29 protein-coding genes and 1 pseudogene are annotated in these 26,294 nt (G+C 73.1%); 14 read left to right on the forward strand and 16 right to left on the reverse strand.

The window, feature by feature from the left end; genetic code table 11:
* Positions 1–34 precede the first annotated feature (34 nt).
* Both AC069K_RS00240 and AC069K_RS00245 read left to right on the forward strand, forming a co-directional pair.
* Positions 35–877 carry a metallophosphoesterase family protein gene (locus tag AC069K_RS00240; protein ID WP_365103222.1) on the forward strand — a complete coding sequence of 281 codons (843 nt, stop codon included), beginning with the start codon at positions 35–37 and terminating at the stop codon, positions 875–877.
* 8 nt (positions 878–885) lie between these two features.
* Positions 886–1,587, forward strand: coding sequence for a 4'-phosphopantetheinyl transferase family protein (locus tag AC069K_RS00245; protein WP_358834375.1), 702 nt, complete (start codon positions 886–888; stop codon positions 1,585–1,587).
* Between the two features lie 51 nt (positions 1,588–1,638).
* On the opposite strand, the gene AC069K_RS00250 is transcribed toward AC069K_RS00245, so the two are convergent.
* The 3 genes from AC069K_RS00250 to AC069K_RS00260 form a co-directional block, all read right to left on the reverse strand.
* Positions 1,639–2,385 (reverse strand): thioesterase II family protein, encoded by a 747-nt coding sequence (locus tag AC069K_RS00250; protein WP_478610533.1) that lies wholly within the window; start codon positions 2,383–2,385, stop codon positions 1,639–1,641.
* Entirely contained in the window at positions 2,382–3,308 is a 927-nt protein-coding gene (locus AC069K_RS00255; RefSeq protein WP_478610535.1) for a ketopantoate reductase family protein, read from the reverse strand. Before AC069K_RS00255 ends, AC069K_RS00250 begins: the two co-directional genes overlap by 4 nt.
* A gap of 64 nt (positions 3,309–3,372) precedes the next feature.
* The gene (locus tag AC069K_RS00260; RefSeq protein WP_478610536.1) at positions 3,373–3,891 is read right to left on the reverse strand and encodes a winged helix-turn-helix transcriptional regulator; all 519 of its coding nucleotides are present in this window, start codon (positions 3,889–3,891) and stop codon (positions 3,373–3,375) included.
* Between the two features lie 262 nt (positions 3,892–4,153).
* Between AC069K_RS00260 and AC069K_RS00265 the strand changes: the two genes are divergently transcribed.
* The 5 genes from AC069K_RS00265 to AC069K_RS00285 all read left to right on the forward strand — a co-directional run bounded on the left by AC069K_RS00265 (position 4,154) and on the right by AC069K_RS00285 (position 9,048).
* Positions 4,154–4,948: a hypothetical protein gene (locus AC069K_RS00265; RefSeq protein WP_478610538.1), complete on the forward strand. Its 795-nt coding sequence runs from the start codon at positions 4,154–4,156 to the stop codon at positions 4,946–4,948.
* Between the two features lie 146 nt (positions 4,949–5,094).
* A complete protein-coding gene (locus AC069K_RS00270; RefSeq protein WP_478610540.1) occupies positions 5,095–5,541 on the forward strand; it encodes an SPW repeat protein in 447 nt (148 codons plus the stop codon).
* Between the two features lie 220 nt (positions 5,542–5,761).
* A complete protein-coding gene (gene hemC, locus AC069K_RS00275; protein ID WP_365103205.1) occupies positions 5,762–6,697 on the forward strand; it encodes a hydroxymethylbilane synthase in 936 nt (311 codons plus the stop codon).
* A 218-nt stretch (positions 6,698–6,915) separates the two neighbouring features.
* On the forward strand, positions 6,916–8,217 hold the full coding sequence (locus AC069K_RS00280) for a radical SAM protein (RefSeq protein ID WP_365103202.1): 1,302 nt from the start codon (positions 6,916–6,918) through the stop codon (positions 8,215–8,217).
* Positions 8,218–8,517: 300 nt separating this feature from the next.
* Entirely contained in the window at positions 8,518–9,048 is a 531-nt protein-coding gene (locus AC069K_RS00285; RefSeq protein WP_365103200.1) for an ATP-binding protein, read from the forward strand.
* 31 nt (positions 9,049–9,079) lie between these two features.
* Here AC069K_RS00285 and AC069K_RS00290 read toward each other — a convergent pair whose 3' ends face one another.
* Entirely contained in the window at positions 9,080–9,286 is a 207-nt protein-coding gene (locus AC069K_RS00290) for a hypothetical protein (protein ID WP_365103198.1), read from the reverse strand.
* Positions 9,287–9,684: 398 nt separating this feature from the next.
* Between AC069K_RS00290 and AC069K_RS00295 the strand changes: the two genes are divergently transcribed.
* The 5 genes from AC069K_RS00295 (at position 9,685) to AC069K_RS00315 (ending at position 12,842) form a co-directional block, all read left to right on the forward strand.
* A complete protein-coding gene (locus AC069K_RS00295; RefSeq protein WP_358834359.1) occupies positions 9,685–10,137 on the forward strand; it encodes a subtilase-type protease inhibitor in 453 nt (150 codons plus the stop codon).
* A 137-nt stretch (positions 10,138–10,274) separates the two neighbouring features.
* Positions 10,275–11,312, forward strand: a complete 1,038-nt coding sequence (locus AC069K_RS00300; RefSeq protein WP_478610543.1) for a PHP domain-containing protein — start codon at positions 10,275–10,277, stop codon at positions 11,310–11,312.
* A 104-nt stretch (positions 11,313–11,416) separates the two neighbouring features.
* Positions 11,417–11,710 carry a hypothetical protein gene (locus AC069K_RS00305; RefSeq protein ID WP_365103193.1) on the forward strand — a complete coding sequence of 98 codons (294 nt, stop codon included), beginning with the start codon at positions 11,417–11,419 and terminating at the stop codon, positions 11,708–11,710.
* 166 nt (positions 11,711–11,876) lie between these two features.
* Positions 11,877–12,239 (forward strand): hypothetical protein, encoded by a 363-nt coding sequence (locus tag AC069K_RS00310; RefSeq protein ID WP_478610546.1) that lies wholly within the window; start codon positions 11,877–11,879, stop codon positions 12,237–12,239.
* Between the two features lie 153 nt (positions 12,240–12,392).
* Positions 12,393–12,842: a VOC family protein gene (locus tag AC069K_RS00315; protein ID WP_365103187.1), complete on the forward strand. Its 450-nt coding sequence runs from the start codon at positions 12,393–12,395 to the stop codon at positions 12,840–12,842.
* A gap of 31 nt (positions 12,843–12,873) precedes the next feature.
* Here the strand turns inward: AC069K_RS00315 and AC069K_RS00320 are convergent.
* Positions 12,874–13,224, reverse strand: a pseudogene (locus AC069K_RS00320) (nuclear transport factor 2 family protein); the annotation flags it as partial.
* Positions 13,225–13,403: 179 nt separating this feature from the next.
* On the opposite strand from AC069K_RS00320, the gene AC069K_RS00325 reads away from it, so the two are divergent.
* A complete protein-coding gene (locus AC069K_RS00325) occupies positions 13,404–14,927 on the forward strand; it encodes an SDR family oxidoreductase (protein WP_478610548.1) in 1,524 nt (507 codons plus the stop codon).
* A 12-nt stretch (positions 14,928–14,939) separates the two neighbouring features.
* On the opposite strand, the gene AC069K_RS00330 is transcribed toward AC069K_RS00325, so the two are convergent.
* From AC069K_RS00330 to AC069K_RS00355, 6 genes are all read right to left on the reverse strand, one after another.
* Positions 14,940–15,491 carry a DUF2165 domain-containing protein gene (locus tag AC069K_RS00330; RefSeq protein WP_478610550.1) on the reverse strand — a complete coding sequence of 184 codons (552 nt, stop codon included), beginning with the start codon at positions 15,489–15,491 and terminating at the stop codon, positions 14,940–14,942.
* Positions 15,492–15,538: 47 nt separating this feature from the next.
* Complete coding sequence (locus AC069K_RS00335; RefSeq protein ID WP_478610552.1) at positions 15,539–16,024, reverse strand: hypothetical protein; 486 nt, start codon at positions 16,022–16,024, stop codon at positions 15,539–15,541.
* A 146-nt stretch (positions 16,025–16,170) separates the two neighbouring features.
* Complete coding sequence (locus AC069K_RS00340) at positions 16,171–16,668, reverse strand: peptidylprolyl isomerase (protein ID WP_358837847.1); 498 nt, start codon at positions 16,666–16,668, stop codon at positions 16,171–16,173.
* 174 nt (positions 16,669–16,842) lie between these two features.
* A complete protein-coding gene (locus AC069K_RS00345; protein WP_478610554.1) occupies positions 16,843–17,145 on the reverse strand; it encodes a hypothetical protein in 303 nt (100 codons plus the stop codon).
* A 102-nt stretch (positions 17,146–17,247) separates the two neighbouring features.
* Positions 17,248–19,410 carry an SEL1-like repeat protein gene (locus AC069K_RS00350; RefSeq protein WP_478610556.1) on the reverse strand — a complete coding sequence of 721 codons (2,163 nt, stop codon included), beginning with the start codon at positions 19,408–19,410 and terminating at the stop codon, positions 17,248–17,250.
* On the reverse strand, positions 19,410–20,093 hold the full coding sequence (locus AC069K_RS00355) for a hypothetical protein (RefSeq protein ID WP_478610558.1): 684 nt from the start codon (positions 20,091–20,093) through the stop codon (positions 19,410–19,412). Before AC069K_RS00355 ends, AC069K_RS00350 begins: the two co-directional genes overlap by 1 nt.
* A 294-nt stretch (positions 20,094–20,387) precedes the next feature.
* Here AC069K_RS00355 and AC069K_RS00360 point away from each other — a divergent pair, with 294 nt between their 5' ends.
* Complete coding sequence (locus AC069K_RS00360) at positions 20,388–21,143, forward strand: S1 family peptidase (RefSeq protein ID WP_365103164.1); 756 nt, start codon at positions 20,388–20,390, stop codon at positions 21,141–21,143.
* A gap of 28 nt (positions 21,144–21,171) precedes the next feature.
* On the opposite strand, the gene AC069K_RS00365 is transcribed toward AC069K_RS00360, so the two are convergent.
* From AC069K_RS00365 to AC069K_RS00385, 5 genes are read right to left on the reverse strand one after another with little or no spacing between them, the layout of a single operon-like run.
* Positions 21,172–21,810, reverse strand: a complete 639-nt coding sequence (locus AC069K_RS00365) for a maleylpyruvate isomerase N-terminal domain-containing protein (RefSeq protein ID WP_365103162.1) — start codon at positions 21,808–21,810, stop codon at positions 21,172–21,174.
* 42 nt (positions 21,811–21,852) lie between these two features.
* Complete coding sequence (locus AC069K_RS00370; RefSeq protein WP_365103160.1) at positions 21,853–23,091, reverse strand: cytochrome P450; 1,239 nt, start codon at positions 23,089–23,091, stop codon at positions 21,853–21,855.
* The gene (locus tag AC069K_RS00375; RefSeq protein WP_365103158.1) at positions 23,088–23,663 is read right to left on the reverse strand and encodes a cupin domain-containing protein; all 576 of its coding nucleotides are present in this window, start codon (positions 23,661–23,663) and stop codon (positions 23,088–23,090) included. The genes AC069K_RS00370 and AC069K_RS00375 overlap by 4 nt, the downstream gene beginning before the upstream one ends.
* Before the next feature lie 35 nt (positions 23,664–23,698).
* Positions 23,699–24,895, reverse strand: a complete 1,197-nt coding sequence (locus tag AC069K_RS00380) for a cytochrome P450 (RefSeq protein WP_478610562.1) — start codon at positions 24,893–24,895, stop codon at positions 23,699–23,701.
* A 31-nt stretch (positions 24,896–24,926) separates the two neighbouring features.
* The gene (locus AC069K_RS00385; RefSeq protein WP_478610564.1) at positions 24,927–26,048 is read right to left on the reverse strand and encodes a type III polyketide synthase; all 1,122 of its coding nucleotides are present in this window, start codon (positions 26,046–26,048) and stop codon (positions 24,927–24,929) included.
* Positions 26,049–26,294: the final 246 nt, after the last annotated feature.

The raw sequence follows: 26,294 nt of genomic DNA on the forward strand, positions 1-26,294 counted from the left end.
GGCGATGGGCGGCCCCCCGTAGGCTGCGGTCATCATGAGTCTTCTAGCCATCAGCGATCTGCATGTCGGCCATGCGGAGAACCGCGCGATCCTCGACGCACTGCGTCCGGACTCGCCCGAGGACTGGCTCGTCGTCGCCGGGGACGTGGGGGAGAAGGCCGACGAGGTGCTCCGGGCGATGGAGCTCCTCGCGGGGCGCTTCTCCACCGTCGTCTGGGCCCCCGGCAACCACGAGTTGTGGACCCCGCCGGCCGACCCGGTGGGGCTGCGCGGCGAGGCCCGCTACGCCTATCTCGTCCAGCGGCTGCGGGACCTGGGGGTGGCGACCCCGGAGGACCCCTACCTCCAGTGGCCGGGCCCGGACGGGCCGGTGGTCGTCGCGCCGCTCTTCGTGCTGTACGACTACACCTTCCGGCCCGAGGGCGCGCACACCAAGGAGGAGGCGCTGGCCGTAGCCCACTCGACCGGTGTGGTGTGCGTGGACGAGTACCTGCTGCACCCCGATCCCCATCCCAGCCGCGACGCGTGGTGCCGGGCCCGGCTCGCGTACACCCGCTCGCGCCTGGACGCCGTCGACCCGGCGCTGCCGACCGTGCTGGTCAACCACTTCCCGCTGGTGCGCGAACCCACCCGGATCCTGCGCCATCCGGAGTTCGCGCAGTGGTGCGGCACCGAGGCCACCGCCGACTGGCACGTGCGCTACCGGGCCGCCGCCGTCGTCTACGGGCATCTGCACATCCCGCGCGCCATCGAGGTGGACGGGGTGCCGCACCTGGAGGTGTCGCTCGGCTATCCCCGGGAGTGGGGCAGCCGGTCGGCGCCGCCGCAGGGGCTGTGCCGGGTGCTGCCCGGGCCGTCCTCGGTGCGGCGATGGTGAGCCGCGCGCTGCTGCACGGGCTGCTGCCGGCCCAGGTGGTCGTGGCGGAGCTGTTCGCCGACCCGTCGTCGGTCGACCTGTTCCCGCAGGAGGCGGAGCTGGTGGCGAAGGCGGTCGACAAGCGCAGACGGGAGTTCGCGACCGTACGGCTGTGCGCGCGGACCGCGCTCGCCCGGCTGGGGCACCCGCCGGTCCCGATCCTGCCCGTGATGGAGGGCCCGGCCTGGGCGCAGCGCGCTCCGCGCTGGCCGGACGGCGTGGTGGGCAGCATGACGCACTGCGACGGCTACCGCGCCGCCGCCGTCGCCCCCGCCTCGGCCATCGCCTCGGTCGGGGTGGACGCCGAGCCCAACGCGCCGGTCCCCGACGGGGTACGGGAGATGGTCACCCGGCCCGAGGAGCGCCTGGTCCTGGACCGGCTCGCCGTGTCGCACCCGGCGGTGGCGTGGGACCGGCTGCTGTTCAGCGCCAAGGAGAGCGTCTTCAAGGCGTGGTTCCCGCTGACCGGCCGCTGGCTGGACTTCGAGGACTGCGTGATCACCCCCGACCCCGAACGCGGCACGTTCACCGGCGCGTTGCGGGTGCCCGGCCCGGTGGTGGACGGGGTGCGCCACGACGTGTTCCGGGGCCGGTGGCGCACGGTGGAGGGGGAGAGCGGCGAACTGGTGGCCACCGGTGTGGTCGTGGCGCGGGCGGGCGCGGGGGAGTGAGCACGCGGGCGTGAACGCCCACGCTCCCGCTCACGCCCCCGCGCCCGTCCCTCAGCGCGCGGTCGCCGCCGCGATGTGGTCGTGGACCTCCCGCACCACGACGGGCAGATGGGCGTCCAGGAAGAAGTGGCCCCCGGTGAGGACCCGCATCCGGAAGGACGCCGAGGTGTGCCGCTCCCACAGGGCCACGTCGGCGGGGTCGACCACCGGGTCGGCGTCGCCGCACAGGGCCACCACCGGACAGCTGAGCGACCGGTCCGGCTCGGGGCGGTGCGTCTCCAGGACGCGGTAATCGCCGCGCAGCGCGGGCAGCACCATCCGCAGCAGCGACTCGTCCGCGAGGAGCTGGGAGTCCGTGCCGGACAGCTCGCCGAGGTGGCGTATCAGCTCGTCGTCGTCCGCGAGGTGCAGCCGACGGGTCACGGGCACGCGGGGAGCGGCCCGGCCGGACGCGAAGAGGCCGAGCGGTGGCATCCCCTTCTCCTCCAGCCGCAGCGCCACCTCGTAGGCGACGGAGGAGCCCATGCTGTGGCCGAAGAGGGTGAGCGGCCGGTCGGTCCACGGCATCAGCTCCTCGGTGACGCGGTCGACGAGCGTGCCCATGTCCTCGACCGGGCGCTCGGCCAGCCGGTCCTGCCGCCCGGGGTACTGGAGCGCCAGCACGTCCACCTCCGGCGCCAGCGCCCTGGAGGCGGCGAAGAAGGAGGTGGCCGAGCCGCCCGCGTGCGGGAAGAAGACGAGGCGGGTCGGGGCCTGCGGCGCCGGATGGAACCGCTTGATCCAGGGGCTCGTCGTCATCGCCCGGCCTCCACCCGGTGCTGGTGCACCCGCAGGTGCGCGGTGGCCAGGTCGAGCAGTGGCGTGGGCACCGCCAGGGCGCGGGCCCGCGCGGTCAGGTCCCCGAAGACGTGCTCCACCTCGGTGGGGGAACCGGACACCAGGTCGCGGTACATGGAGGAGGCGAAGGTGGAGCCGGCCTGCGTGACCAGGGACGTGGTGAACTCCCGTTCGCTCTCGGGAACGGGGAACCCCGCCGCGGCCGCCACCGCCGCCCCCTCGGCGAGGACGGCCGGGCCGATCCCGGCGCCGCCCGGGACGGCCACGACGTCACCGACCTCGCCGCGCATCAGACAGGTCACCGTCGACAGGGTGGTGATGAAGACCCACTTGTGCCACATCGCGGCGAGGATGTCGGGCGACACGCTCGCGTCGATGCCCGCCCCGGCCAGCACGGCGCTGATCTCCTCGGTACGGGCGGAAGTGCCGCCGTCCTGCTCCCCGAGGACGAGGACCGCCAGCGGCGCGAGGCGGACGATGTCGCCCTCGTCGTTCAGAGTGGTGATGACCTTGGCGACCCCGCCGAGCACCGCCTCCTTGCCGAAGCGGCCGTTGAGCACGTCGAGATGGCGTATGCCGTTGAGCAGCGGCACGATCGCGGTGCCCGGACCGACCGCCGGGGCGAGGTCCTCGACGGCCTGCTCCAGGGCGGTGGACTTCACCGACAGCAGGACCAGGTCGTACGGCCCCGTGATCTCGTCGGCGGTGACCAGACGCGGGGTGAGCACCTCGTCCTCGCCCGAGCCGGTCAGCCGCAGGCCCCGCTCGCGCAGCACCGCCGCGCGCCGTGGCCGCACCAGGAACGTGACGTCGCGTCCCGCGCGGGCGAGCAGGGCGCCGAAGTAGCCACCGGTGGCTCCGGCGCCGACGACCAGGATCTTCATATGCGTACACCTTTTTCGTCGTGGACATCGTCGTGGACTCGTCGTACGAGAGGGGGGAGCGGTGTCAGGCGCGCAGGGGCCGGAGCAGCCGGTGGGGGCGGCTCAGGGCCACCGTCACCGGGTCGTCGTCCGCACCCGCCGGGCCCAGTCCGGGGCCGGGGGTGACGAGGATGTCCGCCGCCTCCACGGCCAGGTCGCAGCGGGTGCACCGCCCGTCGGGCGCGATCGGCGCCTCGTCGGCCGCGTGCCGGTAGACCCGGCGCGGGCCGCCCCGCGCGTAGTACTCGTCGCCCCAGCAGGTGAGCGCCCGCACCACCGGCCACAGCGCCACGCCCTTCGGCGTGAGCTCGTACGCCTCGCGGCGCCCGGCCGGGACCCTCGTCAGGACGCCCTCCTCGGTGAGGGTGGTGAGCCGGTCGGCCAGAACGGCGCGGGGGATCGCGAGATGCGCCGCGAACTCGCCGAAGCGGCGCACCCCGTAGAAGGCGTCCCGCACGATCAGCAGCGTCCAGCGCTCCCCGACGATCTCCAGGGAGCGCGCGAGGGAGCAGGACTGGCCGGTGTAGTCGCGCGGCAGCGTCATGGGCCGACCCTAACCCAGAACAGTTCGGTGAGTGAACCAAATCCTTGAAGCCCCTTTCCGCGGTGATTACCTTGGTGTGGACCCCCGTGCGCGGCGCGTGTCCGACCTGGTGCACGATCTGGGGGTACGTGGGGAGCTACGCGCCGAATGTCTTGACCGCCGGGCGTTGCAGCGTTGAGGGGTTGATCGACCAGTGTTCCGACTTGCCGACGGCCGTCGTGACGGGGTGGGGGGCGGCGACGCCGTCCGGGGAGCCGGTGCGGTGGACGCGCCGCCCGCGACGAGCGGCAAGAGACCCGGGCGAGGGGCCGAACTGTCCGCGCGGTGCGTCCGGTTCGTGGCGCGCACCCTGCGCGGCGAGTTCCAGGGCATCGTGGTCGACCCCGTACGGCAGCTGGTCCACCGGGGTCTGCGCGGCCTCTTCCTCGGCGTGCTCGCCTGTGTGGCGGTGACCGTCTTCCACGCCATCCACCTGACCCACGCCGGCGCGGTGGTGGTCCGGCTGACCGGCGAGGTGAGGGCCGATCTGCCGCTGTGGCTGGCGCTGCTGCGCACCCCCGTCTCGCTCTTCGTCCCGGCCCTCGATCTGCCCGTCTGGGCGGGCCTGACCCAGCTCTTCCTCGGCTTCGCCCTCGCCGAGCTGGCGATCGGCCGCACCCGGACGCTGGTGATCGCGTACGTGACCACACTGGCCGGCACGCTCAGCGCCCGCGTCATGATCGCGCTCGGCCCCGGCACCTGGGGCGGTCTGGGCCTGCCGCGCGAGATCGGGCAGGTGCTGGACACCGGCCCGTCGGCGGCCGTGGTCGGTCTGTTCACCTATCTCTCGGTGGTCCGCCGCGCCCCGGTCGTCTTCGCGCTGACCGGCGGCTCGATGCTCTTCGAAGCGGTCGTGAAGCCCAATCTGGCCGGGCGTGAGCATCTGATCGCGGTGGGTACGGCCATCGTGCTCGGCCTGCTGCACGGCCGCGTCGATCTGGGGCCCGCCGCCCTGCGCCGCGGCTGGTCGCGGTGGCGCAACCGGCGCGCGGTGGCCGCCGCCGAGGCCCTGGCCTGAGCATCTCCACACAGAACACTCATAAGTTCTGTAGATATCGGATAACGGTAAAACTTCGCATAAAGGGCAGATAAGAGCACACTGGAACCGCGACCGGATGTCGCATCGGGGCCAAGACTTGCGGAGACCAGAAGGAGGCGAGTCACATGGCCGACGTCTCTCACCACCGACCAGGTGACCTTTCCGGGCACCCCGACGTACCGGAGATGCGGGACAGGTACGCGGCGGTGCTGCAGACCCGAGGGGTCGCGGCGGTCGAGGAACTAGTGATCCTCGCCGGCATCTACGCGGCCATCTCCGGCTGGACCGTGCACTTCTCCAACTCCCTGCCGACGCTCGCCCTGACCAACCTGATCGTCGGCATCGCTCTCGCGGTCGTGGGTCTGTGCATGTCCATCGTCCCGGAGCGGTCGCAGGACCTGAACCTCGTGGTCCTGCTGATGGGCGCCTGGCTGATCGTCGCTCCCTGGGTGGTCGCCCGCCACCCCGGTACCGGCGCGGTCCTGAGCAACGTCGTCACCGGTGGCGCGGTGTGCCTGTTCGCGCTGGTCGCGGGCGGCATGCTGATGAGCAAGAACAAGAGGGCCACCTGATCCGCGGCGGCTGCCCGCACAGCCGCCCTTCCGAGGGTCCCCGCCCGCGCCGGCCGCGGCCGGGGGCCCGCCCGCGTCCGGCGGGGCCGTCGGCTTTCCCCGTCTGCTGATCGTCTCTGCTGATCGTCACAGCCGCGCGTCAACTCCCGTGCCCGGCACAGCCTCTGGAGCCCCAGGGGTGTTGTACGCGATATCCGCGCGCTGCCCCTATCGTGGACGCATGTCCACCCCCGAGCTGATCCGGATCGTCTCGCGAGACTCGCCCATGGCGCTCGCGCAAGTGGAACGCGTACGCGCCGAACTCGCGGCCCTGCACCCCCGGGTGGCCACCGAGGTCGTCCCGGTCAGGACGACCGGCGACAAGTGGATGGGCGATCTCTCGCTGGTCGAGGGGAAGGGCGCCTTCACCAAGGAGGTGGACGCCGCGCTGCTGGCGGGCCAAGCCGATCTCGCCGTGCACTGCGTCAAGGACGTGCCCGCCGACCGCCCGCTGCCCGCCGGGACCGTCTTCGCCGCCTTCCTCAAGCGCGACGACATCCGCGACGCCCTGATCCACCCCGGCGGCCGCACCCTCGACGAGCTGCCCGACGGCACCCGTATCGGCACCTCCTCCGTCCGCCGCGTCGCCCAACTCGCCGCCTCCCACCCCCAGCTGCGCTGCGTCCCCATGCGCGGCAACGCCAACCGCCGCCTGGAGAAGCTGGCCGCCGGCGAGGCGGACGCCCTGCTGCTCGCCGCCTCCGGTCTGGAGCGCATCGGCCGTACCGACGCGATCACCGAGGTGCTCTCCCCGGAGGTGATGTGCCCGCCGATCGGCGCGGGCATCCTCGCCCTCCAGTGCCGCGAGGGCGACCGCGACCTGATCGACCTGGTGAGCGACCTCGGCGACCCCGACGCCCACCGGGAGGCGACGGCCGAGCGGATGTTCCTGCACGTCCTCCAGGGCCACTGCAACAGCCCGATCGCCGGATACGCGCGAGCCGCCCGCAACGGCGACCTCTCGCTGCGCGCCTGTGTGTTCACCCCCGACGGCAAGACCGTCCTCAACGCCCACGAGTGGGCGGGCCCGCTCGACCCGGCCACCCTCGGCACCTCCGTCGCGGTCACCCTGCTGCGCCAGGGGGCCCGTGAGCTGATCGACTCGATCGCCCACTGAAGCGGGCCCGGGCGACGGACGCCCGGGCCGCTCCCGCGGTGCCTACGCCTTTGGGCGGAGGACAAGCGCGACCTGGGACCGATCCGGCGAAGATCGCCCCGCCGCTAGCATGGCTCCCGCTCGCCGGCTTCGTCGTCGATGCCCAGTCCATCGGCGAAGCCGGCGAGAGCATAGGTTCAGTGGGACAGACAAGCGACTGGACCGGAGGACGCCCGCAGATGCTCAGCCGTACCGATGAGGTCGAATCACTGATGGCCCGGTTCCCGGGAGTGCCCCGGGAAGCCGTGATCAAGGAAGATCTGCTGCGCGGGGGCATGGCCTTCGACGACTCCGCGCTCAGCGACAACGAGTCCGGAGAGGTCAAGCCGAAGTCGTACTTCATCTTCTCCTTCGACCACCGCACCCTCCCGGAGCTGGGCGCGGCCGCGCTGCGCCGCCCGCCGGAGGAGATCGTGCTGACCGGCGGCCCGTACGACCTGCGCCGCACGGTGGTGTCGGTGCGCGTCAACCCGGCGTCCCCGTACCGGGTCGCGGCCGACGACCACGGCATGCTCGGTCTGTATCTGGACGGCACTCGGATCTCGGACGTGGGGCTGCCCCCGATGCCGGAGTACTACAAGCACAAGCTGTCCAACGGCAAGTCCGTGATGGAGGTGGCCCCGACGATCCAGTGGGGCTATCTGATCTATCTGACCGTCTTCCGGGTCTGCCAGTACTTCGGCGCCAAGCAGGAGTGCCAGTACTGCGACATCAACCACAACTGGCGCCAGCACAAGGCCGCCGGGCGCCCCTACACCGGCGTGAAACCGGTCGAGGAGATCCTGGAGGCGCTGGAGATCATCGACCGGTACGACACCGCCAGGGCGTCCACCGCGTACACCCTCACCGGCGGCGCGATCACCTCGCACGTCGGCGGGCGCGACGAGGCCGACTTCTACGGGATGTACGCCAAGGCGATCGAGGAGCGCTTCCCCGGCCGCTGGACGGGCAAGGTCGTCGCCCAGGCCCTTCCCAAGGAGGACGTGCGGCGCTTCCACGACTACGGCGTACGGATCTACCACCCCAACTACGAGGTGTGGGACCGGCGGCTGTTCGAGCTGTACTGCCCGGGCAAGGAGGAGTACGTCGGCCGCGACGAGTGGCACCGGCGGATCCTCGACTCGGCGGAGATCTTCGGCCCGCGCCATGTGATCCCGAACTTCGTCGCGGGCGTGGAGATGGCCGAGCCCTTCGGCTTCACCGGCGTCGACGAGGCGATCGCGTCCACGGTCGAGGGCCTGCGCTTCTTCATGTCGCGCGGGATCACCCCGCGCTTCACCACCTGGTGCCCCGAGCCGACGACCCCGCTGGGCAAGGCCAACCCGCAGGGCGCGCCGCTGGAGTACCACATCCGCCTGCTGGAGGCGTACCGGGCGACGATGGACGAGTACGGCCTGGCCTCCCCGCCCGGTTACGGGCCCGCGGGGCCGGGGAACGCGGTGTTCTCGGTGAGCTCCTTCATGGACAGCCTGCCGGCCTAGTCGAGCGGTACTCCAGCCATGGTTTATGATTCATCTATATGCGGGCCGCGCTGAGGCGCCGGTTCACCCGCCCCATGTACGAGCCCCGGCAGGTCTCCCCCGTCCTGCCGGGGCTCTTTTGCCGCCCTGACCAGGGATGGAGCGGGGCCGGCCGACCGCCTGTGTTGCGCGTTCACCCGGTTGGGGTCACGCTGATTGCGTTCGCTCTGTATCTGAGTGACTACTTACCGCTTTCTCGGGGCTGTCATGTCAAAGCGGCAGCAGCCGGTTCCGCCGGCCGTCCTGATGAGGAGCGCAGTCGTGGGCGTGGTCGTCGAAGTCAACCGTCAGTACACCCTGGACCTGGAAGCGGCCCCCGAGCGGGTGCCGCAGATCCGCCGGATCGTCGCCGCACACCTTCGGTACTGGCGGCTGGAGTGTCTGATCCAGCCGGTCAGCCTCGGTGTGTGCGAGCTGCTCACCAACGTGTTCCGGCACGCCGAGGGTGACAAGAACTGCACGCTCGAACTGCGCTGGACCGGCCGCCGGCTCACCGCGGCCGTCCTCGACCGCGACCCGCGCCTGCCCGTCCTCGGCGGCGACGAGCCCCTCGCGGCCCGCGGCCGCGGTCTGGCGATGGTGGCCTCGCTCAGCGACAGCTGGGGCACCCACGCCACGGACGGCGGCAAGGTCGTCTGGTTCACGCTGCGGGCCGAGGCGCCCGACGCGCAGGCCCTGGTCCGCACGAAGCCCCTGCCCGTCCTGGCGGCGGCGGCGCAGCGCCCGCCCGCCACGGTGGTGCGCCGCCCGGTGGGGATCCCCCTGGAGCGCGAGCCGCATCTGTGCGGATGAACGGACCGCGGTACGGCCCCGGCGTCCTGTTTCACGGCACTTCGCGCAGGAACAGGGCGCCGCAGGTGTGACAGAACGGCCGTGCCTGCTCGGTTCCCCACGCGTCCGACGGCAGCTGGGGCCGGCTCATGTCGAGCGCGCGGCCGCACATGGACACCTCCTGGCCGGCGCGGACCATGTGCCACTCCTTGAGCGTGTCGTCGGGCTCGGTCATCTCGGCGACGATGCGGTGTTCCATCGCGTGCTGCTCCTTCGTGGGGCCCAGGGGTGCCGGGTGGGGGAGCGGCACCGCCCCCACTCTGACGCCCGCCCCGGGTCCGCGCACGTCCGGCGGCGCCACTCGGGCACGGCCGGGGAGCCGGGTGGTGGCCCGCGCATGAATGCGCGTGGAAACCTTACTATTCAAGATTCAATGTTCTCGTTGCTTTAGAAACCCAAGCAGAGGCGGCTTTGCGCCTTCTTCTCCGCAGGCACCCATCAGCCCGTCCGATCGTTCGGGTGGCGCTGGCCTGCAACTTTACGCGATCGAGGCGTGGCGGAGGGTGACCGGATCCGTATACGACGCGCTGCGGCCCGCCCGGACCTGGACAAGACTCGCCCTCGTTCATCCGTCCCTGAATGACAGGAGTGTTCGATATGCGTAAGACGCTTGGGCGTACGACTCTGGTGGCCGCGCTGGCTCTGGCCGGTGCCGCGGTCGCCGTACCGGGTGCGGCCGGCGCCGATCAGCACGACACCCGGGGTGCCGCGATGAGCCTGTACGCGCCGTCCGCGCTCGTCCTGACCGTGGCGCCCGGCACCGGGGACGACGGCGCCTCCGTGCTGCGCGCGGTCACCCTCACCTGCGCGCCCGCCCCCTCCGGCACGCACCCGGCGCCCAAGGACGCCTGCCAGGAGCTCCGGCGCAACCAGGGGAACTTCGCCGCGATCACGGCGGGCCCGCCGGCCGGGGTGGTGTGTACCAAGGAGTGGAAGCCGATGACGGTCACGGCCGACGGCGTGTGGGAGGGCCAGCGCGTCTCGTACAAGTACACCTTCGGCAACCCCTGCCTGAAGCAGGCGGGCCAGGGCGTTCTCTTCGCGTTCTGACCGAGCGCGCTCCCGGTTGCATCCGTACGAACGGCGGGGCACCCCCGAGGGGGTGCCCCGCCTCCGTGCCGTCCGGCCCGCGCGCGGAGTGCGCCGGGCGGGACGGCGGCGGACAATGGGGACGGTCGGAGGTGGCGATGGACCCGGTGACGGCGTTGCGGCGGATCGCGTTCCTGCTGGAGCGCACCCAGGCCCCCACGTACCGCGTCAAGGCGTTCCGTACGGCCGCCGACGTGATCGCGGACATGGCGGACGGCGAGGTCGGGAAGCGGGAGGCCGCCGGGTCGCTGGAGTCCGTGCGGGGGATCGGCCCGAAGACCGCCCAGGTGGTGGTGGAGGCCCTGGCGGGCGAGGAGCCCCGGTATCTGCGGCGGCTGGAGGAGGAAGGCGCCGCCGCGCCCCTCGCCGAGGGCGGTGAGCGGCTGCGCGCGGCCCTGCGCGGCGACTGCCACCTCCACTCCGACTGGTCCGACGGCGGCAGCCCCATCGAGGAGATGGGGCGGGCGGCCGCGGGGATCGGCCACGAGTGGGCGGTCCTCACCGACCATTCGCCCCGGCTGACCGTCGCCAACGGCCTCTCCCCGGAACGGCTGCGCAGGCAGCTGGACGTGGTGGCGGAGGCGAACGAGCGGTGGGCGCCGTTCCGCCTGCTCACCGGCATCGAGTGCGACATCCTGGAGGACGGCTCGCTCGACCAGGAGAAGGAACTCCTGGAGCGGCTGGACGTCGTGGTGGTGTCGGTCCACTCCAAGCTCCGCATGGACGCCGCCGCGATGACCCGCCGCATGGTCGCCGCGGTCCGCAACCCGCACGCCGACGTGCTCGGGCACTGCACCGGCCGGCTGGTCACCGGCGGCCGGGGCAAGCGGCCCGAGTCGGAGTTCGACGCGGACGAGGTCTTCGCCGCGTGCGCCGAGTCGGGCACGGCCGTCGAGATCAACAGCCGCCCCGAGCGCCTGGACCCGCCCCGCCGGCTGCTGCGCCGGGCGGTCGAGGCGGGGGTGCTGTTCTCCATCGACACCGACGCGCACGCCCCCGGCCAACTCGACTGGCAGGTCTTCGGCTGCGCCCGTGCGCAGGAGTGCGGGGTCCCGGCCGAGCGGGTCGTCACGACGTGGACGCGCGAGGAACTGCTGGCGTGGACGCGGGAGGGCCGTATCCCCGCGCGCGGTTGACGTACGAGCGGGACCGGCGGCCGCCGTGGCGGGGCGGCGTCGTCTTCTCGGGTGAGGCGGGCGGGTGGCCGTGTCCATCGGCGGTGTCGGCCGGTTGTCAGGGCGTGATCTCAACACGACGTATCGCCACAGTCCTCGCCCTCGCCGCCGGAGTCTCGGGCCTCGGCGCTTCCGCGGCGGACGCCGCGGGCCCGGCCGGAGCCAAGTCCCCGGGCCTCTCCCCGATCGCCGTGCTCGACGGGCTCGTCAACAGCTCCGTCCCGGCCGAGGAGCGCGCCCGTATGCCCCACGTGGGGCCCCAGCTCTCCCAGTTGAACAAGCTGAACGACCTCAACCAGCTCCACCAGGTCACCGACCCGGTCGCGCCGATCATGGGCCTGATGCCGGGCCTCGGATAACGGGCACGGGTGGCCGGACGGCGGACAGCGGCCGAATACCTGTTCGCCGCCCGGGCCGAAAGGTGGCTGTCCGCGGGCCGCACGTGCCGGTAGGAATTGCTCAGCGCAAGTGACCGGACGCCGGCACGGCCGGCGTACCTCCGCCGCACTGACGAGGAGACCGCCCGTGATACGGACCCGTTTCGCCTGTCTCGCCCTTCTGGCCGCCGCGGCCTGCGTCGCCGGGACGACCCCCGCCAACGCCGCGCCCGGTGACACCCTGAACATGTGCGCCTCGACGCTCACCCCGACCGGGTGGGTGGACACCCAGTGGTGGAACAGCGCCGGCTGCGGATCCGGCTTCAGCCCGAACAGCAAGAGGATCACGCAGCTCACGGGCTACCCGGTCGGCACCAGGGTCAACGCCTGCGCCTCCACGTACCCGCCCGCGGGCTGGACCATCACCAGCACGTTCTACAACAGCGCCTGCCGCTACTCGGTGGTCCCGAGCTTCGACCCCAACTCCTGGACCCTCGTCAGAACGAACTGAACCACCCGTACGGGACGGGGCGCCCGCGCCCACGCGGCCGGGGCGCCCCGTTCCGTCGTCCCGCGCACCGGGCGCCGGGCGCCACCACGCGTCGCGCCGACCCTCCCTGCGCCGCAACGTCCGCAGCAACCGTCCCCCCACTGGGAGAGCCGCATGGCCGTCCACTGGAAGCTCGTCGTCGACTGCGCCCGGCCGCAGAGCCTCGCCGCGTTCTGGGCCGAGGCCCTGGGCTACGAGGTGGAGGACCACACCGCGCTCATCGAGCGGCTGGCAGCGGCGGGCGCGGTCACCGAGGAGCTGTACACGCGGACCGGAGGCCGCACGGCCTGGCGGACCCTGGCCGCCGTACGCCACCCCGACGACCCCGTGGACGCGGCCTCCGGCATGGGTCTCGGCCGACGGCTGCTCTTCCAGAGCGTTCCCGAGCCCAAGCGGGTCAAGAACCGCCTCCACCTGGACCTGCACTTCGGCCCCGAGCACCGCGAGGCGGAGGTCGAGCGGCTGGAGGGTCTGGGGGCGACCGTGCTCCAGGTGGTCGTGGAGCCCGGCACGAACCACGTGGTCATGGCGGACCCGGAGGGGAACGAGTTCTGCGTGCAGTAGCCCCTCCGGCACCTCGTCCCCGGGCGGACTTCTCGTCCCAGGCCTGCACCACGGTCTGGTCGACGATCTTGCCGTCCTTGAGCGACATCATCGAACTGGCCAGCACCCGTACGCCGTCGGGGTACTCGCAGGACTCCGTGTACGCGACGGTGTCCTCCTGGACCACGCACTGCTCCACCTTGTGCGTCATGTCCCGGCCGTAGACGTCGTCGAGCATCCGGGAGATCTCGCCCTGGCCGTGCATGACCATCGGGCGGCTCGGCTGGCTGTTGCGGTCGACGACGCGGATCTCCGCGTCGTCCGCGTACAGCGACAGCAGGGCCTTCGCGTCGTGGTTCTCGATGCCGCGGCGCAGTGTCTCCGTGTCGAAGGCGGTGCCCATGATGACCTCCTCCAGAAGGTCGCGGCCCGCGCCTGGTGGGCCGCGAGGGGCCTACGCTTCGAGCCTCCTCCGCCGGGGCGCCCGGAGCAAACCGTGCGGCCGGAAACGGTGTCGTGCCGTGCGGAAACGGTGCCCGCGGGAGATCGTGGGCGCAGGGCACGGTGAGCGGCGGAGGCGGAATGAAGAGCGACGACGGCCCGGAACTCGTCCTGGTGACCGGCGCGACGGGCTACATCGGCGGCCGGCTGGTGCCCGAGCTCCTGGACGCCGGGTACCGGGTGCGGTGCCTGGCCCGTACCCCGCGCAAGCTGCGCGACCACCCGTGGGCCGGGCGCGTGGAGACCGTACGGGGCGACGTGACGGACGCGGAGTCGGTCGGGGCGGCGCTGCGCGGCGTGGACGTGGCGTACTACCTGGTGCACTCGCTCGGCACCGGGCGGAGCTTCGAGACCACCGACCGCTCGGCCGCCCGGATCTTCGCCGAGCAGGCCGCGGCCGCCGGGGTCCGGCGCGTCGTCTACCTCGGCGGCCTCATCCCCGCGGGCGTACCGCAGCGGGAACTGTCGCCGCATCTGCGCTCCCGCGCCGAGGTGGGCGACATCCTGCTCGGTTCGGCCGTGCCGACGGCCGTGCTGCGTGCCGCCGTCATCATCGGCTCCGGCTCGGCCTCGTTCGAGATCCTGCGCCATCTGACCGAACGCCTTCCGGTGATGATCACCCCGAGCTGGCTGGGCAACCGCGTCCAGCCCATCGCCGTACGGGACGTGCTGCGCTATCTCGTGGGGTGCGCCCGGCTGCCCGCCGATGTCAGCCGGACCTTCGACATCGGCGGCCCCGACGTCTTCAGCTACGAGCAGATGATGCGCCGGTACGCCGAGGTCGCCGGGCTGCCGCACCGGCTGATCCTGCGGGTGCCGATGCTGCCGCCCCGGCTCTCCAGCGAGTGGATCGGCCTGGTCACCCCGGTCCCCAGCGGTCTGGCACGGCCCCTCGCGGAGTCCCTGCGCCACGAGATGGTCTGCCACGGACACGACATCGCGCGGTACGTGCCCGACCCGCCCGGCACGCCCATCGGCTTCGACGAGGCGATCGCGCTCGCCCTGGGGAGGATCAAGGAGGCCAACGTGGTCACCCGCTGGTCCTCCGCCGCGCTCCCCGGCGCCCCCAGCGAGCCGCTGCCCACCGACCCCGACTGGGCGGGCGGCAGCCTCTACACCGACTGCCGCGAGCGCGTGGTGGACGCGTCGCCGGAGGCCCTGTGGCGGGTCATCGAGGGCATCGGCGGCGAGAACGGCTGGTACTCCTTCCCGCTCGCCTGGGCCGTACGCGGCTGGCTGGACCGGCTCTTCGGCGGCGCGGGGCTGCGCCGGGGACGCCGTGACGCGGCGCGGCTGCGGGTGGGGGACTCGCTGGACTTCTGGCGCGTGGAGGAGATCACCCGGCCGCGTCTGCTGCGGCTGCGCGCCGAGATGCGGCTGCCGGGGCTCGCCTGGCTGGAGATGTACGCCGAGCGCGAACCCGACGGCCGCACCCGCTACCGCCAGCGCGCCCTGTTCCATCCGCACGGTCTCCTCGGGCACGCGTACTGGTGGAGCGTGTCGCCGTTCCACGCCGTGGTCTTCGGAGGAATGGCGCGCAACATCACCCGGGCGGCGATGCGGGTGGAAGAGGCCGAGCGGGCGGGAGCGGGCCGCGAGGGCTGACGCTGGCCCGCGTCAGACGCTCCGCTCCTCGACACCCGGGAGGTGGACGACGAGCAGGGTGACGGCGGCCAGGACGAAGTTCCGCGTCGCCGCCTCCAGTCCGTTCCAGGTCTTGGACTGCCACATCGCGAACCACTCGCCCCCGATCGCGATGAACCCGGCGCCGAAGAGCAGCAGCACCATCAGCAGCCCCACCGTGCTCAGCCGACGCGCCCGCACGAAGGCGCCGCCGCCCCGCAGCGCCCGCGCCCACACCACGCCCGCCGCGACGAGCACCAGCGCGGCGACCGTCTCCCACACGATGATGAGGACGTACGCGACGTCCTGGAGCGCGGTGGAGTCGATGGCCCGCCAGGTCAGGTCGGGGTCCTTGAACGTGGTGTCCATGGCCAGCACATGGTGGACGAACGCGCGGTTGGTGCCGAAGTCCGTGATGTTCCCGAGCGCCACAAGTGCCATGTAGAGGGCGACGGTTGCGGTGAGCAGGGCCGCGGTCAGGGGCAGCACCGGGAGCGCGCCCGCCCGGTGGCGCAGCGAGGGCCTGGCGGAGGGCCTTGGGGTCATGCCCGACTCTCCCCGGCGGTGCCGCGGGTGAAACCCGCGGACCGGGATCAGCCGGTGGCGGTCCGGTCCGCGATGGAGGTGATCAGGAGGTCACCCGGCCGGACCGTGTACAGCACGTCCGCCGTGGTGCCGTCGCCCCACCGCTGGGTGACGACGACGCTCGACGTGTCGCGTCCGGCGCCCCGGAACGTCCAGGAGGAAGGGGCGTTCGGCGCGCGGAACACGGGGTCCTGGGCGGGGTGGGCCGCCGCCCAGGCGGTGAGCGCCCGGTTCAGCTCCGGGGTGAGGAACGTCCTGCGCACCTCGTCCGGGGTGGCGTTCTCGGTGGTGCCCATACGGGCCTTGAGGTAAGCGGTGAGGAACGCCTCGACCTGGTCCTGCGCGGCGAGGGCGGACACGGGCGCGGGCGCGGTGGCCTGAACGGGGTCGGGGCCGGGAGTGGGGCCGGCGGCGGCGGGCCCGGCGGCCGGCAGGCCGAGCAGCGCGGCGGCCGCCGCGATCCCGGCGGCGTGGACTCGCGTACGAAGGATCATGCCGTCGAGTCAAGCACCGATCACGCGGGAGGCCGGATCGGGATCGTCCACTCGGGTGGTGCGGTGGGCCGCCGGGCGCCGAGGGGCTCACGCAGGACGCGCGCCCCTCGGACCGCCGTCGGCGCACAGCTGACGGAGGGAAACCGTCAGAGCTGGCCGGAGGCGGAGATGGTGATCTTCGCCTTGGTCTTGCCGCTCTGCGAGCCGAGGCTCTCGATCTTCCGGACGAGCTTCATGCTGTCCTCGTCCGCCACCTCGCCGAAGACGACGTGCTTGCCGTCCAGCCAGCCGGTGACGATGGTGGTGACGAAGAACTGCGAGCCGTTGGTGTTCGGGCCCGCGTTGGCCATGGACAGCAGGCCCGGGCGGTCGTGCTTGAGGGTGAAGTTCTCGTCGGCGAACTTCTCGCCGTAGATGCTCTTGCCGCCCGTGCCGTCGCCGCGGGTGAAGTCGCCGCCCTGGAGCATGAAGTCCGGGATCACACGGTGGAAGGAGGAACCGGCGTAGCCGAAGCCCTTCTCGCCCGTGGCGAGCGCGCGGAAGTTCTCCGCGGTCTTGGGGACCACGTCGTCGAACAGGTTGAAGTTGATCCGCCCGGCGGGCTCGTCGTTGATGGTGATGTCGAAGTAGACCTTGGTCGTCATGCCCCCATCCTGACATCCCGTCCGGCGAACCCGCGCTCCGGGCACCCTCGCGGGGGCCCGCGCACCGGTTCGGGCGGGGCGGCGGCCCAGGTCGGAGGGGGTGCCGGGACCGGTCCGGCGCGCGGCCGCGGCCCTTTACACCGGCCCGTCACCGGCCCCCGTCGGCCGTCCGTGTCAGCCGTCGGGATTGGCCTCCAGGCAGGTGAGCTCCATCTCGTCGAGGTAGGCCTCGTGCGTCTTGCCGGTCAGGCGCGCGTTCGCCTCGATACCGATCGCCGCCCACCCGGCCATGCTCATGACCAGCACCCGCAGCCCGTCGGAACCGTGCCGGGCCAGCACCCGGTCGGCCGCCCTCAGTGCCTCCTCGGGCACCCGCTCGGCGGGCTCCATGCCGACGACCGTGCGCAGCAGATCGATCGTGGTACGGGAGATCTCCGGCGCGATGGCCCGCAGCCGCCGTTCCTCGTCCTTGTCCACACGCCCTCCTCGCCGGGTGCACAGCGAACGGTAGGGCTATGCCCCGTGCGCCCGACCGACAAGCCAACGCGCCGCGCGGACAGCCGGATCGAGCCGGTTCCCCTACCGGCCGAGACGTGCCCGGAAGGCGAGCACCCGGCCGTAGGCCTCCTCGTGGGCCACCGGATCCAGACCGCGCAGCCGCGCGTACGCCTCGACCGCCAGCGCGCACGCCGCGAGCGCGTCAGGGTTGTCGGGGCGCGTGGCGTCGTACAGCCCCTCCGCGAGCCGCCGCAGCGCGTCCGCCGCCGTCGCCAGCCGGTCCACCGGCGTCCGCTCGTCCTCGACGGCGATCCGCAGCCAGGACAGACACCCGTCGAGGTCGTCGTGGTCGTTCATCGCCACCTGCGCGACCCGCAGCACCCCCTCGACGTGCCCGGCCCGGGCCGCGGCGGTCCACCACCGCTCCGCCCCGGCCCGGTCGCCCTTCTCGTCGAGCAGGCAGGCCAGTTCGTACGCGCACAGTGCCTCGCCCGAGTCACCGCTCTCGCCGATCCGGTGGCGCAGGCCGCTCCCGGTGGGCCGCTCCGGGGCGGTGAGCCGCTCGGCGGCCCGCCGCCACCAGCGCTCCGCCTCATCGGTGCGGCCGTCCCGGGCCAGCAGCATGCCGTAGTAGTAGGCCGCCCGGCCGTGCCCCCGCTCGGCGGCCTCGCGCCACCAGCGCTCGGCCGCCACGAGGTCCCCGGCCCGGTGCCGCAGGAACCCGGCGTGGACGGCGGCCTCGTCGCTGCCCTCCCCGGCCGCGCGGATCCACAGCTCCTCGGCCTCGGCGGTGCGCCCCTGGCGGTTGAGCAGGACCGCGAGGTTCTGCGCCGCGTTGGTCCGCCCGCCCGCGGCGGCGAGCCGCCACAGCGTCTCCGCCTGCGCGGTGTCGCCGCGTTCGGCGACGAGGGCGGCCAGCCCGTCGGCGGCGGCCCAGTCGCCCTCGTCCATGCCGCGCCGGTACCAGTGTTCGGCCTCCTCGCTCCGGCCGTCCTGGAGCGCCACCAGGCCGAGGTTGTTGAAGGCGTTCCCGACCCGGCGCTCGGCCGCCAGTTCGTACCAGCGCCGCGCGCCCGCGAGGTCGCCCTGGTCGTGGAGCAACTGGCCCAGGGTGAGCGCGGCCTGGCCGCTGCCCGCCCCGGCGGCGGCCCGGTAGGCGTCCGCCGCCTCGCGCGGCCGGCCGGCCGCCAGGTGCCGGTCGCCCGCCTCGCGCAGGCGCAGGCCCTCACCGGTCTCCGGGTCCGGGCCGGTGCGCGAGGGGCCGCGCAGGATGCCGGTGCCGTCGGCGCTGGCGTGGGCCGCGACCGCGAAGGCGCTCCGCGACACGGCGTCCTGGCCCGGCGGCTCGTCGCGGGTGGCCGGGTCCCAGTGGTCCGGGTGGAGCTGGTGCACCGGGGTGCTGGTCGAGGCGCCGCCCGGCTGGTAGGTCGAGATGCCGGTCCTGGCGGTGACGGTCAGCTCCCAACGCGGGCTGTACGTACGGCCGTCGCAGACGATCTCGGCGTCGAGCCGCCAGTGCACCCAGGCGCCGGACGCGGTGAGGGGCGCCAGCACGAGGGTGGCGCCGCCGCCCCGGGGGACGGTGAGCGGGAGGGCGGGCGCGTCCTCGTCGACGGGCCGGACGGCCGCCGGGCCGTCGTCGAGCAGAACCTCGAAGTCCGGCCGCCGCAACGGTTCGTACGCCTCCACGGACCGCTGGATGGACTCCAGCAGATCGGGGCTGAGCACCATGTCCGGCACCCGGCTGTGCGCCATGCTGACGCCGTCCGCGACGAGCGAGGCGCGCTCGGTGACCCGGGCCTCCAGACGGACCAGCGTGACCTCCGACGGGCCGTCCGCGGTCAGCGACAGCACCAGGTTGTGGCCGGTGAGCGGGATGAACGCGGCGTCGGAGCCGGTCCCCGAACCGGGTGGCCCGATCAGCGCGAGCTGGCTGCGGCTCGTCACCTTCAGCGTGTACGGCACGTCGTCGGGAAGCCCGGTCGCCGGCACGTCCCGGACGGGCCGCTGCATCGCGTACATCGCGGAGCCGCTTCCCTCGGGCGGGGGAGGGGCCGGCGGGGAAGGGGGCCGTACGGACCTCCGGCGCCGCGCGGCCAGGGTCCCCGACCCGGCGGCGACCGCGAAGACGCCCGCCCACGCGGGCCACGCGTCGGTGCCGCCCGCGAGCAGGACCGCGCCGCCCAGGACGAGCGGAGCGAGGGCGGCGAGGGCCACGCCGCGCGGCGTGGGGTCCGGCGCCATCAGGCGGCCGGACGCGCGTGGCGGGCGGCGGTGCGGAACGGACGGCCGCCGAGGTCCACCCGTACGCTCCCGGTCCGGCCCCCGCAGGACCAGTCGAGCCACAGCACCCAGGTGACGTCCCCGGTCCCGGTCCTGACCTCCAGGTCGAACACCTCGACCGCCTCCTGGCCGACCTGGTACGGGAAGTCGCTGCCGGAGAGCGGGCGGACGCGCGGCGGATCGGCGTCGAGCAGCACCTCGAACCGCCGTAGCGGGATCTCGGCGGCGTGCCGCGAGAGGTCCCCGCCGCGGTCGGCCCGCGCGATCACCTCGACGCGCAGGTCCGTCAGCACCACCGGCAGCGGTCCCGCGCCGGTCACGACCAGCCGGAGCGTGTGCCCGCTCGCGGGGACCTCCACGGTCCGGCCGCCCTCGTCCAGCACCACGTAGTCCTGGTTCCTGACCTGTGCGGAGACGAGGACGGGGATCGCCGTGCCGGCGTCCTCACCCGCCCTGCGCCGTGCCAGCCGGTCGCTGAACCGCCGGGGCAGGTCCTGGCTCAGATACGCGGCGGCCGCGGCCGCCGCCACCCCGCCCGACCACGACAGGACTCCGCCCGGGGCCAGGACCAGGACCGTGCCGACCGCCGCCGCCCCCGCGCCGCCGACCAGCCAGGCACGGCCGCGCCCCCCACGTCTCGCCATCGCACTCCGTCCCGGACACCGCATACGGATTCGCCCGCACACCGTATCGGCGGAGCGAACGCCCTGTCAGACGGTCGGAACTTCCTCCCGCGCGGGGCGAGAAGAGGCGGACCCGGGCCGTACGCGTTCCAGTTCCCTGTTCCAGGGACCCGCGTACGCGCAGGTCAGAGCCGTCGGAACGTCCCGGCGTCCCCAACTCGCCGCCGGGGCTGGCAGCCGGGACGGCGCCGCGGGGAGTGTGGGGCCGCGGGACCGGCCGGTCCCGCGCCCTTCCTGACGAAATGTGAGATCGCCATGTCGAAGAAGACGAGCCGGGCCGTCCTGGGCGCGGTCGTGGCCGCCGCCGCGCTGGTGGCGGCCGGTGCCGTCCCGGCCTCCGCCGTGCACGGGGGCGGGACCGCCACGGGCACGCCCTCGTTCGCGGTGGTCCTGGAGAACCCCGACGGTTCGCAGTGGTGCGGCGGCACGCTGATCGCGCCGGACAAGGTCCTGACCGCCGGGCACTGCCTCGGGAACGCGGCGGACCCCAAGGCCCTGCTGGTGGTCGGCGGCCGGGCGGACCTGTCCTCCACCGGCGGCCGGGTGCGCCACGTGGCCGCTTTCGAGGTCGCCCCCGACTTCAACTGGAACCTGGACCACGACGCGGCCCTGATCACCCTCGACAAGCCCCTTCCGTACAAGCCGCTGCCCCTGGCGAAGAAGGAGGACACCGCCCTCTACCGGGACGGCCGTACGGCCACCGTGTACGGGTGGGGGATGACCGGCCCGGGCGCCCCCGGCACCCGGCTCAAGCAGGCCACGCTGCGGCTCGCCCCGCAGGCCTCGTGCGCCCCGTACACCGACCCCGCCGACACCCGCGACCTCCGCGTCTGCGGGCTGCCGCGCACCGGCACCACCGACAGCATCTGCCCGGGCGACTCGGGCGGCCCGCTGGTCGCGGACGGCAAGCTGATCGGCATCGTGTCGACCGGCAACAAGTACTGCGACACCCAGCACCCGGTCTCGGTGTTCACCAAGGTGAGCACGGTGGCGCCGGAGCTCGGGCTGTAACCGGTGCGCGGGGGCGGCCCCGCCGCGGTCAGAAGGCGGCGATCGTGCGGGGCGCCCGCTCCTCGCGGCTGAGCGCCCGCAGCACCGCGGTCGGGCCGTGCCGGCGCACGGCCAGACGCGCGAGCAGGTCGAGCACGCCCTCCACCGCGTCCGGCGCCCAGGGCGGCGTGGGGATGCCCGCGCTCACCGCCAGGTCGTCGCCGTGCACCGCGATCTCCATCGTCCGGGTGGTCAGGAAGTCGTCGAGCAGCAGCGACCACGGGCCCCAGAGGGAGATGCGGACCGGCCGGTTCTCCACCGAGGCCAGGGTGTCGGTCAGTTCGGCGACGGCCTCGGCCACCCGGTCCGCCAGCGCCTTCGGGCCGTCCACGGCATCGCTCTCGCCGCCGCGCCGGATCCGTACGCTGATCTCGGCGTCGAGCTCCGCCCCGATCCACTCCACCCGCTCGTAGTGCCCGAGCAGCGGGACCACGGGCTCGGCCGGTACGGGATCGGCCAGCGCGGGCGGGATCGACAGGACCTGGTAGGCGAGATGGCCCGCGAGACCGGCCACGGAGAACTCGGCGAGCGCGCTCGGCCCGGACCACGCGGCGGCGACGGCCGGGTCGCGCAGCAGGTCCGGGACGGTGTTCGCCAGGGACAGGAAGTCGTTCCGGGGTGAGGTCATCCCCGTACGATGCCGTCCGCCACCCTCACCGGGCAAGCGCCCTCACCAGGCAAGTGGCAGTGTCTCCGGGCCGCGGTTGATCGAGCCGCGGCGCCAGCGCACCTCCTCCGGCGCGACCGCGAGCCGCAGACCGGGTGCCATGCGCAGCAGCGTGGACAGGATCACCTCCAGCTGCATCCGGGTCAGCGCGGCCCCCAGGCAGTAGTGCGCGCCGTGCCCGAAGGCGAGGTTGGGGGACTCGTCGCGGGTCAGCTCCAGGCGGTCCGGCTCGGTGTAGACCTCCGGGTCGCGGTCGGCGGCCAGATACGAGACGTAGACGGCCTCCCCGGCGCGGATGAGCACATCGCCCACGGGCACGTCCTCGGTGGCGATCCGGGGCAGCCCCACACCGTTGCGCTGCGGGATGAACCGCAGCAACTCCTCGATGGCCATGGGCAGCAGCTCCGGCTCGGCCCGCAGCCGTGCCAGTTGCGCCGGGTGGGTGAGCAGGGTGTACACCATCGTGGAGCACTGGTTGCGGACCTGGTCGAGGGCGTTGAGGACGATCATCACGGCCAGCGAGATCAGCTCCGGGCGGCTGAGCGCGCCCTCCGCCTGTGCCTGGGACAGCTCGCTGAACAGGTCGTCGCCGGGGTGTTCGAGGCGGTGGTCCGCGAGTGACCTGAAGTACCCGGCGATCTCGGCCTTGACCGCGTTGCTCTCCTCCAGGGAGTGGTCGCTGGAGAGGATGACGCCGCGCCAGGTCTGGAGCCGGCCCAGGTCGGCCTCCGGCACCCCGAGGAGCTTCCCGATCACCTGCTCCGGCATCGGCCCGGTCACGTACTCGGTGAGGTCGGCGGGCGCGCCCCGCGTCAGCATCTCCCCGACCAGCCGCTCAGCGATCGCCTCCGCCTCCACCCTGAGGACCGCGACCCGCTTGCGGTTGAAGGTCTGGGCGAGGAGCCGCCGCAGCCGGGTGTGGTCGGGCGGATCGGTGCGGCCGATACCGCCGGCGGGGGCCACGACGTGCGGGGTCATGCTGGTCACCGGCCGGTCGACGGTCAGCGCCCGGCTGAAGCGCGGATCCGAGGTGACCTCCTTGACGTCCTGATAGCGGGTCACCAGCCAGGCGTTGCCCTCCCCGAACCGCATCCGCACCAGGGCGACGGGCTCCTCGCGCAGCAGCCGGTGCAGCAGCGGGTCGAACTCCAGCTCGTGCAGGTGCTCCACCGGCCAGAAGTGCTCGGTGGCCTCCTCGGAGGTGCGCCGGCTCAGCTCGCCGGTGATGAGGTCCTCGCTCATGACGTCACCGCCGTCGGGGCCTGGGCGGCGGAGGAGTGCCGCAACGGGGTCAGCTGCTCGATGTCGTAGCGCACCCGCAGCTCCTGTACGGCCGCCGGGTCGAACCCGCCGCCGCTGTTGAGGAGTTCGAGGAGCTCCTCGAAGTAGCGCTCGTGGTCCGGGGGAGGGGCGGCCTGGAAGAGCATCCGGGCGGGGCGGCCGGTCGGGTTGGCGAAGGCGTGCGGGCAGCCCGGCGGCACCAGGATCATCGTCCCGGCCGTGGCCCGGATGTGGCGCTGCCCGGACGGCGACTCCCACTCCCGCCAGTCGTCGGGGGTGCGCACCTTCGGCTCGAAGGCCATCACGTCCAGCTCGCCCTCCAGCAGGTAGAACAGCTCCTCGCTGCGGCTGTGGGCGTGCGCGCCGACGTCGAAGCCGGGCGGCACCACCACCTCGAAGGTGGAGGCGACCGTCGAGTGCGCCCCGGTGACCTTGAAGGTCACCTGCTGGGCGGCGGTCCTGACGGTCCGCCCGCCGCCGGGCGGGATCACCAGACCTTCGGTGGGGCGGGTGTACGGGCCGGGGTCGTCCACGGCTGTCTCCTCTCGGTACGGCACGTCGGCCGCGCTCACCACTGCACCGGCAGTTCTCTGGGCCCGCGGATCAGCGCCCCGCGCTCCCACACCAGCTCCTGCTCCGGCACCGCGAGCCGCAGGCCGGGGAAGCGGTCCCACAGCGAGCGCAGCAGGATCTCGGACTCCATCCGGGCCAGGGTCGCGCCGGGGCAGTAGTGGGGGCCGTGCCCGAAGGCGACGTGCGGGTTGTGCTTCCGGTCGAAGTCGAGTTGCTCCGGGTCGGCGAACACCCTCGGGTCGCGGTTGGCCGTGAGGTACGAGACGTAGACGGGGTCGCCCGCGGGGATCGTCACCCCGCCCACCTCGACGTCCTCCAGGGCGATCCGCGAGAGGCCGACCGCGTTGCGGTGCGGGATGTAGCGCAGCAGCTCCTCCACGGCCTGCGGCAGGAGTTCGGGCTCGGCGCGCAGCCGGGCCAGGTGTCCGGGCCGGGTGAGCAGCGCGTACACCATGTTGGCGCTGTTGTTGCGGACCGCGTGGGCGCCGCCGATCTGGATGAGCACGGCGAGGCCGACGGCCTCGTCCTGGTCGAGCACCCCGTTCTCCAGGGCGCCCGCCAGCACACCCGCCAGATCCTCCTCGGGCTCGGCCCGGCGCCGCTCGATGAGGTCGCGGAAGTACGCGGCCATCTCCGCCTTGGCCCGCTCGCTGGCCTCGCGGCCACGCGCGGCGGAGATGATGGTGTCCGACCAGTGCGCCATCTTCGCCTGGTCCTCGTCCGGCACGCCCATCAGCGCGCACACCATGGCGAGCGGGAAGGGCCGGTTGAAGTGGGCCATCAGGTCCAGCGGTCCGCCCCGGTCCGCCATCTTGTCGAGGAGGCGGTCGGCGACCTGCTGGGCGTGGTCGCGCAGCCGGCGCATCGAGCGGGCGGTGAAGGCGCTGGCGACCACGCGCCGCATACGGGTGTGGTCCGGCGGGTCCGCGAACCCGACGGCCCCGTCCATCGGGATGAAGTGCGGGGCGAGCCGGGTGACCTGGCGTCCCATCACGGCCTGCCGGCTGAAGCGGGGGTCCACGGAGACGAACCGCACGTCGTCGTAGCGGGTCGCCAGCCAGGCGTGGCCCTCGCCGTTGGGCAGGCGCACCCGGGCCACCGGCTCCTCGTGCAGCAGCCGTGCGAGCAGCGGATCGAAGGCGAGGCCGGGCAGGTCCGGCGGCGCCCAGAAGTGGATCTGCGATGCGGCCATGGCGTTCTCTCCTGTCTCGGTGGGTGCGGTGTCAGACCGCCGGCTCCGGCACGGCGGCCCTCGCCACGGCGGATTCCTGAGGTGCCACGGCCCGCCGGGGCGCGCCCTGGACAGTCCAGTGCCCCAGCGCCACCTCGGCGGTGATGCCCGGCCCGAACCCGGCGATCAGGCCTTTCGCCCGGTGCTCCGCGCCGCCCTCGTCGAACAGCCGCCCGAGCGCGTCGAGGACGACGGCGCTGGCGATGTTCCCGTACTCGGTGAGCGTGGCGCGGCTGAAACGGAAGGCCTCGGGCGGCACGCCGAGGTAGGCGCAGAGGTCGTCCAGGATGCGCGGGCCGCCCGCGTGGACGATGTAGAAGTCCAGGCCGGAGGCGTTCCAGCCGTGCTGGTCGGCGAGGCTGCTCAGGACGGGTGCCAGGGCCTCCATGGTGCCGGGGACCCGTTTGTCGAGCAGGAAGTGGAATCCGGTCTCGCGCACCGCGTAGGCGATCCAGTCCTCGGTGCCCGGTACGAGGTAGGAGCCGTTGCGCTCCAGGTGGATCCCGGTGCCGCCGGAGCCCCGGACGACGGCGGCGGCCACGGCGTCGCCGAAGAGGCCGTTGGACAGCAGGGTGCCGACGCCGAGGTCGGTCGGCTGGTAGCTGAGCGAGCAGAACTCGCAGGCCACGATGAGGACGTTGGCCCCGGGGTAGGCGGTGCAGAAGTCGTGCGCCCGGTTGATCGCGCTGCCGCCCGCCGCGCAGCCGAGCTGGGCGATCGGGACCTGCCGGGTCTCCGGCCGGAAACCCATGGTGTTGATCAGCCAGGCCGTCAGGGAGGGCATCATGAAGCCCGTGCACGAGACGTAGACGATCAGATCGATGTCGCGCGGCGACAGCTCGGCCGTCTCCAGCGCCTGCCGCACCACCTGCGGAACCCGTGCCTTGGCCTCCGTTTCGTAGCGCTTGTTCCGCACCTCGAAGCCCGGGTGGCGCAGCGTGTCCTCAAGCGGCTGGACGAGGTGCCGTTTGGCCACGCCGGTGTTCTCGATCAGGCGTAGCGCGAGTGCGAGCTGGGGATGGTCGGCGTGAACCGTGCGCACCAGATCGAGAGTCTGCTCCGAGGTGATCACGTGCTCGGGCACGGCGACGGCAGGTCGGCACAAGACGGCCATGGGCGGAACATCCTGAGAAGTAGGCGGCGCCCGGTCACGTGACGGGGGTCGGGCGGGCTGCCGGACAGCCGTGGTGGATCATTCCAGACCTGTGCGGGAAGACTTCTCGTATCCGGATGAAAGTACACAAAAGTGTCATACGGGTGGCGGGAGTGACGCCGGACCGCGTCCGCGCGCCGGGCGCGCACGGAGCCGCCGCGGCCGACGCGGTGGTGCTGCCGGCGAGCGGGCTCTGCGGCAAGGCCA

It is taken from the genome of Streptomyces sp. NPDC043908 (assembly GCF_056435525.1).

Bases quoted from the DNA above. Each gene is read 5' to 3' on its own strand.
- AC069K_RS00240 (WP_365103222.1), top strand. From the start codon at position 35: ATGAGTCTTCTAGCCATCAGCGATCTGCATGTCGGCCATGCGGAGAAC.
- AC069K_RS00250 (WP_478610533.1), bottom strand. From the start codon at position 2,385: ATGACGACGAGCCCCTGGATCAAGCGGTTCCATCCGGCGCCGCAGGCC.
- AC069K_RS00255 (WP_478610535.1), bottom strand. From the start codon at position 3,308: ATGAAGATCCTGGTCGTCGGCGCCGGAGCCACCGGTGGCTACTTCGGC.
- AC069K_RS00260 (WP_478610536.1), bottom strand. From the start codon at position 3,891: ATGACGCTGCCGCGCGACTACACCGGCCAGTCCTGCTCCCTCGCGCGC.
- AC069K_RS00270 (WP_478610540.1), top strand. From the start codon at position 5,095: ATGGCCGACGTCTCTCACCACCGACCAGGTGACCTTTCCGGGCACCCC.
- hemC (WP_365103205.1), top strand. From the start codon at position 5,762: ATGTCCACCCCCGAGCTGATCCGGATCGTCTCGCGAGACTCGCCCATG.
- AC069K_RS00280 (WP_365103202.1), top strand. From the start codon at position 6,916: ATGCTCAGCCGTACCGATGAGGTCGAATCACTGATGGCCCGGTTCCCG.
- AC069K_RS00290 (WP_365103198.1), bottom strand. From the start codon at position 9,286: ATGGAACACCGCATCGTCGCCGAGATGACCGAGCCCGACGACACGCTC.
- AC069K_RS00295 (WP_358834359.1), top strand. From the start codon at position 9,685: ATGCGTAAGACGCTTGGGCGTACGACTCTGGTGGCCGCGCTGGCTCTG.
- AC069K_RS00300 (WP_478610543.1), top strand. From the start codon at position 10,275: ATGGACCCGGTGACGGCGTTGCGGCGGATCGCGTTCCTGCTGGAGCGC.
- AC069K_RS00315 (WP_365103187.1), top strand. From the start codon at position 12,393: ATGGCCGTCCACTGGAAGCTCGTCGTCGACTGCGCCCGGCCGCAGAGC.
- AC069K_RS00325 (WP_478610548.1), top strand. From the start codon at position 13,404: ATGAAGAGCGACGACGGCCCGGAACTCGTCCTGGTGACCGGCGCGACG.
- AC069K_RS00330 (WP_478610550.1), bottom strand. From the start codon at position 15,491: ATGACCCCAAGGCCCTCCGCCAGGCCCTCGCTGCGCCACCGGGCGGGC.
- AC069K_RS00335 (WP_478610552.1), bottom strand. From the start codon at position 16,024: ATGATCCTTCGTACGCGAGTCCACGCCGCCGGGATCGCGGCGGCCGCC.
- AC069K_RS00340 (WP_358837847.1), bottom strand. From the start codon at position 16,668: ATGACGACCAAGGTCTACTTCGACATCACCATCAACGACGAGCCCGCC.
- AC069K_RS00350 (WP_478610556.1), bottom strand. From the start codon at position 19,410: ATGGCGCCGGACCCCACGCCGCGCGGCGTGGCCCTCGCCGCCCTCGCT.
- AC069K_RS00355 (WP_478610558.1), bottom strand. From the start codon at position 20,093: ATGGCGAGACGTGGGGGGCGCGGCCGTGCCTGGCTGGTCGGCGGCGCG.
- AC069K_RS00360 (WP_365103164.1), top strand. From the start codon at position 20,388: ATGTCGAAGAAGACGAGCCGGGCCGTCCTGGGCGCGGTCGTGGCCGCC.
- AC069K_RS00365 (WP_365103162.1), bottom strand. From the start codon at position 21,810: ATGACCTCACCCCGGAACGACTTCCTGTCCCTGGCGAACACCGTCCCG.
- AC069K_RS00370 (WP_365103160.1), bottom strand. From the start codon at position 23,091: ATGAGCGAGGACCTCATCACCGGCGAGCTGAGCCGGCGCACCTCCGAG.
- AC069K_RS00380 (WP_478610562.1), bottom strand. From the start codon at position 24,895: ATGGCCGCATCGCAGATCCACTTCTGGGCGCCGCCGGACCTGCCCGGC.
- AC069K_RS00385 (WP_478610564.1), bottom strand. From the start codon at position 26,048: ATGGCCGTCTTGTGCCGACCTGCCGTCGCCGTGCCCGAGCACGTGATC.